Genomic DNA, 11206 nt, shown 5'->3' on the forward strand with positions numbered 1-11206 from the left:
CTATTTGACCTCGACCACAGTGCCTTGCAACCGCTGCAAGGCTTCGTTCACGGCCTGCGGCATGAGCTGGCGCAGGCAGTTGTAATGGCCGAAACGGCAGGTGCGGTCGAAGCACGGGCTGCACTCGATGCCCAGGCGTACGATTTCCACGTGCTCGGCCAACGGTGGCGTGAAACCCGGCGAGGTCGAGCCGTAGACCGCTACCAGCGGGCGGTTCAGCGCGGCAGCGACGTGCATCAGGCCGGAGTCGTTGGACACCACCGAATCGGCACAGGACAGCAGGTCGATGGCTTCGGCCAGCGAGGTGCCGCCGCTGAGGTTGACCGATTCTTCGCGCAGGCCGGGAATCAGCCGCGCGCGAATGTCTTCGCCCACGGCGTGGTCGTTTTTTGAACCGAACAACCAGACTTGCCAGCCTTCACGAATCTTCGTTTCGGCGACCTTGGCGTAATGCTCGGACGGCCAGCGCTTGGATTCGCCAAACTCGGCGCCGGGGCACAGGGCCAACACCGGACGATCGAGGGCCAGGCCGAACTTGGCCAGTGCCGCCTCGCGGGTGACCGGGTCGATCTGCAGCGTCGGACGCGGATAGGGTTTCGGCAACTCGACGCCCGGCTCGAAGGCCAGGGCCATGAAGCGCTCGATCATCAGCGGATAACGATCCTTATCCAGCGTGCGCACGTCATTGAGCAGGCCATAGCGGAATTCGCCGCGCCAGCCGGTGCGTTTCGGGATGCCGGCAAAGAACGGCACCAGCGCCGACTTCAGGGAATTGGGCAACAGGATCGCCTGGTCGTACTGGCCGGCCAGGGACTTGCCGATGCGCCGGCGCGTCGCCAACTCCAGCACGCCATGACCGAGCGGAAAGCTCAAGGCCTGGCGAACTTCGGGCATGCGCTCAAGAATCGGCCGGCTCCACTCGGGGGCCAGCACGTCGATTTCGCACTGCGGGTGGCGTTGCTTGAGACACTGGAAAAGTGTCTGCGCCATCACCATGTCACCGACCCAACTGGGCCCAACGATCAGAATTTTCATGTGGTTTCCATAAACGAACCGGGGAGGCCTACGCCTCCCCGCCTCGAGAATCTCTGCGGGAGCATGGTGGCTTGCGATGGGTCATCACCTTCAACATTGCTGTCGACTGTCACTCCGCTATCGCGAGCAGGCTCGCTCCCACATTGGGTATTGGTGTACTTCGATCGGCATGACACTGCAGATCTACTGTGGGAGCGGGCTTGCCCGCGATGAGGGCGTCACATCCGAACATCAATGGTGACTGTGCCTCCGCTATCGCGAGCAAGCTCGCTCCCACAGGGGTATCGGGCGTATCAAAAATCCCGTTTCAGTTTAGCCCCAGCTCACGCCAGATCCGCATGACCTGCTGCCGTTCGTCCGCGAACTGGTCGGCCGGTATCACGCCCGGGTTCTTCTGCAGAGCCTGTCGGTGGGCGGCGGAACGGTACGCTTTATACGCTTCACGCAACAGGCTGGCATCTTCGACGGGCATCAGCCCTTCGTGCTCCAGCTCTTCCAGAATGCGGATGTTATCGGTCCAGCGCAGCAATGGCGGGTGTGTTTCGGACCACGCCAGGGCCGCGTATTGCACCATAAATTCAATATCGACGATACCTCCGGCGTCCTGCTTGATATCGAACGGCGCCGTGGCTTCGAAGGCATTTGCCCCGGTGCCGGCTGCCGTGCTCTTGCTGCCGAGGTTATCGCGCATCTTGGCGCGCATCTCGCTGACCTCCTGGCGCAGGGTCGGCAAATCACGCGTCTTGCCCAATATCGCGGCGCGGACTTTCTCGAAGGCCTGGCCGACATCCTGACTGCCCACCAGCACGCGCGCCCGCACCAGCGCCTGATGCTCCCAGGTCCAGGCTTCGTTCTCCTGATAACGGGCAAACGCCCCCAAAGAACTCACCAGCAATCCCGACGCACCGGACGGCCGCAGACGCATGTCCACTTCATACAACTGCCCGGAGTTGGTCTGCGCCGTCAGCAGGTGAATGATCCGCTGCCCCAACCGGGTGAAGAACTGCGCACCGTCGATGGGTTTGGGCCCATCGGTTTCAGCTTGCGGATCACCGTCGTGGATGAACACCAGGTCCAGGTCCGAACCATGCCCGAGTTCCAGGCCGCCGACTTTCCCATAACCGACAATGATGAAGCCGGGATCGCACAAGGTGCCATCGGTGCGCAGGGGCGTGCCGTACTTGGCCACGGTCTGGCGCCAGGCCAGTGCGAGCACCTGTTCAAGAATCGCTTCGGCGAGCCAGGTCAGGTAGTCGCTGACTTTCATCAGCGGCAGGCTGCCGGCGATTTCCGACGCAGCCACCCGCAAGCGGTGCGCCAGCTTGAAGTGACGCAGCGCTTCCATTTGCTGTTCGAGGTCGTCCTCGGGAATCCGTGTCAGGCGCTCGCGCAACTCGGCTGCCAGTTCTGGCGCCAGTGGCGGCTTGAACAGTCGGCCTTCGTTGAGCAATTCGTCGAGCAGCAGCGGGAAACGGGTGATTTGCTCGGCGATCCACGGGCTCGCGGCGCACAGCGTCAGCAAACGCCGCAAGGCGCCAGGGTTCTCGGTCAGCAGCACCAGGTACGCGGAGCGACGGGCCACGGCTTCAACCAGCGGCAACACGCGTTCCAGCACCAGATCCGGATTGGCATGCTCCACGGCCTGCGCCAGCAAACGCGGAATAAACGCATCGAGACGTTCGCGCCCCAGACGCTGCATCGCCCGCAATTGCGGACTGCTGCGCAGACCGGCCAAGGCTTTCAAGGCCTTGGGGGCATCCTTGAAACCACCCTGTTCCAACTGGCGGCAAGCGGCCTCATCGTCCTGAGCCTCTTCCCACAGTGGCAACCACTCACCGCCGACCACCACTTCGCTTTCGGCACCCTGCTCTTCGTCGGGATCGGCGATCACCTGCCCGAAGTGCCAGGCTACGCGGCCACGCCAGTACATCAGTTGTTCGTGGAACGCCGTCCAGTTGGCAAAGCCCAGCATAAAGGCAATGCGCGCCTGATCCTGCTCGCCATCGGGCAACATTTGCGTCTGACGGTCAGCGATCGCCTGAATCGCGTGTTCGGTGTAACGCAGGAATTCGTAGCCTTCGCGCAGCTCACTGATCACGGCCGGCGGCAGATAACCCTGACCTTCCAGCGTGCTCAGCACCTTTAATAGCGGACGCTGCTGCAAGCTCAGGTCGCGGCCGCCGTGGATCAGCTGGAACGCCTGAGCAATGAACTCGACTTCGCGAATGCCGCCGGAACCGAGCTTGATGTTGTCGGCCATGCCCTTGCGCCGCACTTCCTGCTGGATCAACTGCTTCATGGTACGCAGCGCTTCGATGGCCGAGAAGTCCAGGTAACGCCGGTAAACGAACGGCCGCAGCATGTCCTGCAGTTGCGCGCCAGCCACCTGGTCGCCGGCCACCACCCGCGACTTGATCATCGCGTAGCGCTCCCAGTCGCGACCCTGGTCCTGGTAATACTGCTCCAGCGCATTGAAGCTCAGCACCAGCGCGCCCGCCGAACCGTAGGGGCGCAAGCGCATGTCGACGCGGAATACAAAGCCGTCGACGGTCATCGGATCCAGGGCCTTGATCAGCCGCTGGCCCAGACGAATGAAGAACTCCTGGTTATCCAGCGCGCGTTTCACGCCGACGGTTTCGCCGCCCTCGGGATAGGCGAAAATCAGGTCGATGTCCGACGACAGGTTCAACTCCACGGCACCGAGCTTGCCCATGCCGAGGATGACCATCTGCTGCGGCTCGCCGCTGCGTCGCCCGGTCGGCACGCCGAACTGCTGGCAATGCCGCACGTACAACCATTGATAGGCCTGATCGATGCTGGCATCGGCCATGTCCGAGAGGTCGCGGCAGGTCTGGATCAAATCGGCCTGGCGGGTCAGGTCGCGCCAGATGATCCGCACCTGATGGCGCGCGCGCTGGCGGCGCAGGGCACGGCCCAGCAGATCGTCGGTCTCGGCCGTGCTCACGGCGGCCGCGATCTGCGCGCACAATTCACCAGGCGCGTAGCTGCGGTCCAGCTCACCGGACTGCACCAGCTGCAGCAACATCAAAGGGTCACGAACAGACTGTTCAATCACGAAATCGCTGGCGGCGGTGACGCGGGCAAATTGCGCCCAGCGCTCTGGCGACCAGGCAGACAGCCCGTGGTCATCGTCCAAAGTGGCGACAGCAGCCCGGAACGACTGCTCGGCGCGGGTGACAAACGGCTGGAGAATGGCCGGCAGTTCGGCAAGCGAAGGGAGGCTCATGGTCTATCCTTGATCGGCGTATAGCGGACTGCATGTAGTGGTTTTCGAAAACCCACTACCTGATGGAGTGTCGAACAAAAGTTAGAAATAGCTGAAATTTCTTTTATTTTGGCAGCCAGCATCAAGCTTTTACCTTTTGTAGTTGGAAAAAGACCAACCTTAACGATTATTCTCACAACGCAGCCGGGGGCCACAAGCCGCTCATCTGTAGTTTTACTACTCGTATATACATTAGACGGGCTGAAATGCCGGAAGATTTGTAGTAAAACTACACGCCGCCGGAACAACCTGTCGGCAATCCAAGAATTCATAACGTCTGCCCACAAGGCCAGTCGCTAACTCAGGCAACCGATTCTGGTAGCCTTTCCGCCCTGGAGCAAGCCATGCAAGACCTCGATCCCGTCGAAACCCAGGAATGGCTGGACGCCCTGGAATCGGTTCTCGACAAAGAAGGCGAAGACCGTGCTCACTATCTGATGACCCGTATGGGTGAACTGGCGACCCGCAGCGGTTCGCAGTTGCCTTACGCCATCACCACGCCTTACCGCAACACGATCCCCGTTACCCACGAAGCACGCATGCCTGGCGACCTGTTCATGGAACGCCGCATTCGCTCGCTGGTACGCTGGAACGCGATGGCCATGGTGATGCGTACGAACCTGAAGGATTCTGACCTCGGCGGTCACATCTCCAGCTTCGCTTCCAGTGCGACCCTTTATGACATCGGCTTCAACTACTTCTTCCAGGCCCCGACCGACGAACACGGCGGCGACCTGATCTACTTCCAGGGCCACACCTCGCCAGGCGTGTACGCCCGCGCATTCATGGAAGGCCGCATCACCGAAGACCAGATGAACAACTTCCGCCAGGAAGTCGACGGTCAGGGCCTGTCGTCCTACCCGCACCCTTGGCTGATGCCTGACTTCTGGCAGTTCCCGACCGTATCCATGGGTCTGGGCCCGATCCAGGCGATCTACCAGGCACGCTTCATGAAGTACCTGGAACACCGCGGCTTCATCCAGCCAGGCAAACAGAAAGTCTGGTGCTTCCTGGGCGACGGCGAGTGCGACGAGCCGGAATCCCTGGGCGCGATCTCCCTGGCCGGCCGCGAGAAGCTGGACAACCTGATCTTCGTCATCAACTGCAACCTGCAGCGCCTCGACGGCCCGGTTCGCGGCAACGGCAAGATCATCCAGGAACTCGAAGGCGTGTTCCGCGGTGCTCAGTGGAACGTGACCAAAGTCATCTGGGGCCGTTTCTGGGACCCACTGCTGGCCAAGGACGTCGACGGCATCCTGCAACGCCGCATGGACGAAGTCATCGACGGCGAGTACCAGAACTACAAAGCCAAAGACGGCGCGTTCGTGCGTGAACACTTCTTCAACTCGCCGGAACTCAAGGCGATGGTTGAAGACCTGTCCGACGACGAGATCTGGAAACTCAACCGTGGCGGCCACGACCCGTACAAGGTCTACGCGGCGTACCACGAAGCGGTCAACCACAAGGAACAACCGACCGTCATCCTGGCCAAGACCATCAAGGGTTATGGCACCGGTGCCGGCGAAGCGAAAAACACCGCGCACAACACCAAGAAAGTCGACGTCGACAGCCTGAAGTTGTTCCGTGATCGTTTCGACATCCCGGTCAAGGACGAAGAGCTGGAAAACCTGCCGTTCTTCAAGCCGGAGCCGAACAGCGCCGAAGCCCGTTACCTGGCAGATCGCCGCAACGCACTGGGCGGTTTCGTACCACAGCGTCGTGCTCACAGCTTCAACATCCCGACTCCGCCACTGGACACCCTCAAGGCGATCCTGGACGGCTCGGGCGACCGTGAAATCTCCACCACCATGGCCTTCGTGCGGATCCTCGCGCAACTGGTCAAGGACAAGGAAATCGGCCCGCGCATCGTGCCGATCATCCCGGACGAAGCCCGTACCTTCGGTATGGAAGGCATGTTCCGTCAGTTGGGCATCTACTCCTCCGTCGGCCAGCTCTACGAGCCAGTCGATAAAGACCAGGTGATGTTCTACAAGGAAGACCAGAAGGGCCAGATCCTCGAAGAAGGCATCAACGAAGCGGGCGCCATGAGCTCCTTCATCGCTGCCGGTACTTCGTACTCCAGCCACAACCAGCCGATGCTGCCGTTCTACATCTTCTACTCGATGTTCGGCTTCCAGCGTATCGGCGACCTGGCCTGGGCCGCTGGCGACAGCCGCACCCGTGGCTTCCTGATCGGCGGCACCGCCGGCCGTACCACCCTGAACGGTGAAGGCCTGCAACACGAAGACGGTCACAGCCACCTGCTGGCTGCCACCATCCCGAACTGCCGCACCTACGATCCAACCTACGGCTACGAGCTGGCGGTGATCATTCAGGACGGCATGAAGAAGATGACCGAAGAGCAACAGGACGTCTTCTACTACATCACCGTGATGAACGAGTCGTACCAGCAGCCAGCCATGCCGGCCGGTGCCGAAGAAGGCATCAAGAAAGGCATGTACCTGCTCGAGGAAGACAACCGCGAAGCGGCGCACCACGTTCAGCTGATGGGCTCCGGCACCATCCTGCGTGAAGTCCGTGAAGCCGCGAAGATCCTGCGCGAAGAGTTCAACGTCGGCGCCGACGTGTGGAGCGTTACCAGCTTCAACGAACTGCGTCGCGACGGCCTGGCCGTTGAGCGCAGCAACCGTCTGCACCCTGGCCAGAAGCCTAAGCTGAGCTACGTCGAAGAGTGCCTGAACGGCCGTAAGGGTCCGGTCATCGCCTCGACCGACTACATGAAACTGTTCGCCGAGCAGATCCGTCAGTGGGTACCGTCCAAGGAATTCAAAGTCCTGGGCACCGACGGTTTCGGCCGCAGCGACAGCCGCAAGAAACTGCGTCATTTCTTCGAAGTCGACCGTCATTTCGTGGTGTTGGCAGCCCTGGAAGCACTGGCTGACCGTGGTGACATCGAACCTAAGGTTGTGGCCGAAGCCATCGCCAAGTTCGGTATCAACCCGGAAAAACGCAACCCACTGGACTGCTGAGGAGAGATTCTGTGAGCGAACTCATTCGCGTACCTGACATCGGCAGCGGTGAAGGTGAAGTAATTGAACTGTTTGTGAAGGTCGGCGACCGTATCGAAGCCGACCAGAGCATCCTGACACTTGAGTCGGACAAGGCGAGCATGGAAGTGCCCGCGCCGAAGGCCGGTATCATCAAGAGCCTGAAAGTGAAGCTGGGCGATCGCCTGAAAGAAGGCGACGAACTGCTGGAACTGGAAGTCGAAGGTGCCGCTGCGCCAGCCCCTGCGGCTGCCGCTGCGCCGGCGGCCAAGGCTGAAGCCAAGCCGGCTGCTGCTCCTGCAGCTGCCGCTCCCGCTGCTGCACCGGCTGCCGCCAGCGTTCAGCAAGTGCACGTGCCGGACATCGGTTCGTCGGGCAAGGCCCAGATCATCGAGATCCAGGTCAAGGTCGGCGACACCGTCACGGCTGATCAGTCGCTGATCACCCTGGAGTCCGACAAGGCAAGCATGGAAATCCCGTCGCCTGCCGCTGGCGTGGTCAAGGCCATCAGCGTCAAGCTCAACGACGAAGTCGGCACCGGCGACCTGATCCTGGATCTGGAAGTGGCAGGTGCTGCGGCACCGGCTGCCGCCCCGGCCCAGGCTGCCGCTCCAGCTGCTGCCACTGCGCCTGCACCTGCAGCAGCTCCGGCTGCACCGGTTGCCGACAGCGTCCAGGACATCCACGTTCCGGACATCGGTTCGGCGGGCAAGGCCAAGATCATCGAAGTACTGGTCAAGGCCGGCGACACCGTTGTGGCCGACCAGTCGCTGATCACCCTGGAATCCGACAAGGCCAGCATGGAAATTCCATCGCCAGCCGCTGGCGTGGTGGAAAGCGTTTCCATCAAGCTCGATGACGAAGTCGGTACCGGCGACCTGATCCTGAAACTGAAAGTCAAAGGCGCTGCCCCGGCTGCTGCACCGGCACCTGCCGCTGCTGCCCCGAGCGCTCCTGCTTCGGCTCCAGCCGCTGCTGCACCTGCCGCCGCACCTGCTGCCCCGGTTGCCGCTCCAGCCAAGCCTGGCGCGAAAGTTCACGCCGGCCCTGCCGTGCGTCAACTGGCTCGCGAATTCGGCGTCGAGCTGAGCGCCGTTGGCGCCAGCGGTCCGCACGGTCGCATCCTGAAAGAAGACGTGCAGGTTTACGTCAAGGCCATGATGCAGAAGGCCAAGGAAGCGCCGGCCGCTGCTGCCGGCGCAACCGGTGGCGCGGGCATCCCGCCGATTCCGGTCGTGGACTTCAGCCGCTTCGGTGAAATCGAAGAAGTGCCGATGACCCGCCTGATGCAGGTCGGCGCTGCCAACCTGCACCGCAGCTGGCTGAACGTACCGCACGTGACGCAATTCGATTCGGCGGATATCACCGAACTCGAAGCGTTCCGTGTTGCCCAGAAAGCCGTTGCGGAGAAGGCCGGCGTCAAGCTGACCGTCCTGCCGTTGCTGCTCAAGTCCTGCGCACACCTGCTCAAGGAACTGCCGGACTTCAACAGCTCGCTGGCGCCAAGCGGCAAAGCGATCATCCGCAAGAAATACGTGAACATCGGCTTCGCCGTCGACACCCCGGATGGCCTGCTGGTACCGGTCATCAAGAACGTCGACCAGAAGAGCCTGCTGCAACTGGCTGCCGAAGCCGCTTCCCTGGCTGAAAAAGCCCGGACCAAGAAGCTTTCGTCGGACGAGATGCAAGGCGCCTGCTTCACCATTTCCAGCCTCGGCCACATTGGCGGCACCGGCTTCACGCCGATCGTCAACGCGCCGGAAGTGGCGATCCTCGGTGTTTCCAAGGCCACCATCCAGCCAGTCTGGGACGGCAAAGCCTTCCAGCCGAAACTGATGTTGCCACTGTCGCTGTCCTACGATCACCGCGTGATCAACGGCGCCGCTGCTGCACGCTTCACCAAGCGTCTGAGCGACCTGCTGGGCGACATCCGCACCATGCTCCTGTAATACCAACCGGCCCTCCTTCACCGGAGGGCCGGTCGCGTTCCACGTTTCCGAGCGCCACGCTCGTACCTCAACCCCGCCAATTTGGCGGGGCTTTTTTTTGAGCATCCACTGGTTCGAGCGTGGGCACGCCCCCTTGTAGGAGCCAGCCTGCTGGCGATGGTCGGTAACGATAACGCGCATGAACTGGATAATCGCGGCGCACTTAAGTCCATCGCCAGCAAGCTGACTCCTACAGTTTCCCGGGATTGCGTGAAGTACCTTTTTTGCCTGAAGTTCTTGTTTAAACACCCTCCTACATTTGTGGCTGATATCACCCACAACTTTAATCCATTTCTGCCAGGTATTTATTCAGGCCAAATAATTAGTCTTGGCTGAATACCTCATTGCATCCGAAACAACCAACTTCCGGATTAACTGGCAGCGAATGGACTCAAACATGATAAAACCAACTGTCGGCCCGATTATTGGCCACACAACAACTAATCACGCGCGTATTTTTGTACGCGGCGAAGCACAAAACAGTGCACCCGTATTTGCCGGCATTCGTTATCGGCAGTCCGGGCATGAACAATGGCTTAACAGTGTCTTTGCAAGGCTGACACACCTGCAGGACATGTCCGATGTCATTGCTCTCAATAACCTGGCAGCCGATACCGAGTACGAATACCAGGCCGGCTGGTTCAGCACCCAGAGTACCGAGCACACCGCGGAGTCACTGCAGGAACTGCCGCTGCAATGGCCACAAGAGCTCTATCGCTTGCGCACCCGGTCCGGCGCGGCCGGTACGCCACGAGCCTATTTCGTCGGCTCATGCCGTTACCTGCGAATGACCGCCGGCATCCCGTCGGCACCCCAACAGGGTGACCGGATATTTGCCTCGATGACTCAATTGGCAAAGCAAGCCGACCCACCGGTCAGCGCAGTGCTGATGACTGGCGACCAGATCTATGCCGACGACTTGAATTTTTTTGCGCCTGACCGCGAGTATCAGCAAATACTCGCAAAATATCGTGCGGCTTTCTCCCAGCCGCATATTTCCAGGTTAATGGCCAACGTATCGACTTACATGATCCTCGACGATCATGAAATTAAAGACAACTGGCCGAACAAGAAAAGTTCGGCCGATGAGGCGTTATACAAAAACGCCATCACTGCATATGAGTTATATCAAGCCAGCCATAGCCCGGCATTTGAATTACTTGACGATGGCCAGATCAGCCGGATTCCGAATCACTACTGGTATCAGTTCGCCGATGGCGATATCGAATGGTTCGTCACCGATAGTCGCACCCGGCGCAACTTGTCCGCCGATGATCGACGCATGCTTGATGCTGAACAGGAACATGCCTTGTGCCAATGGCTGATCCATAGCCCCCGCCCGGGTCAAGCTGGTGGTTACCAGCGTGATGTTCTTTCCCGACGCCAAACAGGACGGGAATGACGCCTGGGCCGGCTTTCCCGGGCAACGGCTGCGGTTGCTGGAGACCATTCGTTCGCACCGATTGAAGAATGTCATTTTCGTTTCCGGTGACGTCCACGCCTCCCTGACCAGTCGGCTGACACACAGCGAAGACCCTGACTTCGAAGTCCACACCATCGTGTCGTCGCCTTTGTGCAACACCAAACTGCTGCCCTATGCCAGTCAATCCAGCTTTATCCTCGACCGGCCGCTGGTATGGAACGCTGCTGGCGAATATCGGCAGGAATTGACCGCTAACGTCATCAGCCAGGATAACTTCGCGCACCTGGTCATCAATGCAGAACGCATTCAGGTGAATTACCACGATCGCGATGGCAAGTTGCTGCAATCGACAGGCATTAGTTTGCGCTGATGGTAAAAAATCACAGCCTTCGAGACGCCCCCCTCAAGGCTGCGATCTGATCAATAGCAATACTTTTTCCCGAAACTGCAGAAATCTTCGCGCCTG

The 11206-nt window shown here is 60.3% G+C and carries 4 protein-coding genes and 1 pseudogene; 3 read left to right on the plus strand and 2 right to left on the minus strand.

Going from position 1 to position 11206, the window contains the following annotated elements; genetic code table 11:
• Both waaF and glnE read right to left on the minus strand, forming a co-directional pair.
• Positions 1–1035, minus strand: coding sequence for a lipopolysaccharide heptosyltransferase II (gene waaF, locus CD175_RS26615; protein WP_104451067.1), 1035 nt, complete (start codon positions 1033–1035; stop codon positions 1–3).
• Positions 1036–1342: 307 nt separating this feature from the next.
• Positions 1343–4282 carry a bifunctional [glutamate--ammonia ligase]-adenylyl-L-tyrosine phosphorylase/[glutamate--ammonia-ligase] adenylyltransferase gene (glnE, locus tag CD175_RS26620; RefSeq protein ID WP_104451068.1) on the minus strand — a complete coding sequence of 980 codons (2940 nt, stop codon included), beginning with the start codon at positions 4280–4282 and terminating at the stop codon, positions 1343–1345.
• Between the two features lie 383 nt (positions 4283–4665).
• On the opposite strand from glnE, the gene aceE reads away from it, so the two are divergent.
• The 3 genes and pseudogenes from aceE (at position 4666) to CD175_RS26640 (ending at position 11110) form a co-directional block, all read left to right on the plus strand.
• Entirely contained in the window at positions 4666–7311 is a 2646-nt protein-coding gene (gene aceE, locus CD175_RS26625) for a pyruvate dehydrogenase (acetyl-transferring), homodimeric type (RefSeq protein ID WP_104451069.1), read from the plus strand.
• 11 nt (positions 7312–7322) lie between these two features.
• Complete coding sequence (gene aceF, locus CD175_RS26630) at positions 7323–9278, plus strand: dihydrolipoyllysine-residue acetyltransferase (RefSeq protein ID WP_104451070.1); 1956 nt, start codon at positions 7323–7325, stop codon at positions 9276–9278.
• Positions 9279–9714: 436 nt separating this feature from the next.
• A pseudogene (locus tag CD175_RS26640) lies at positions 9715–11110 on the plus strand (alkaline phosphatase D family protein).
• Positions 11111–11206 lie beyond the last annotated feature (96 nt).

The organism is Pseudomonas laurylsulfatiphila (assembly GCF_002934665.1).
GTDB lineage: Bacteria > Pseudomonadota > Gammaproteobacteria > Pseudomonadales > Pseudomonadaceae > Aquipseudomonas > Aquipseudomonas laurylsulfatiphila.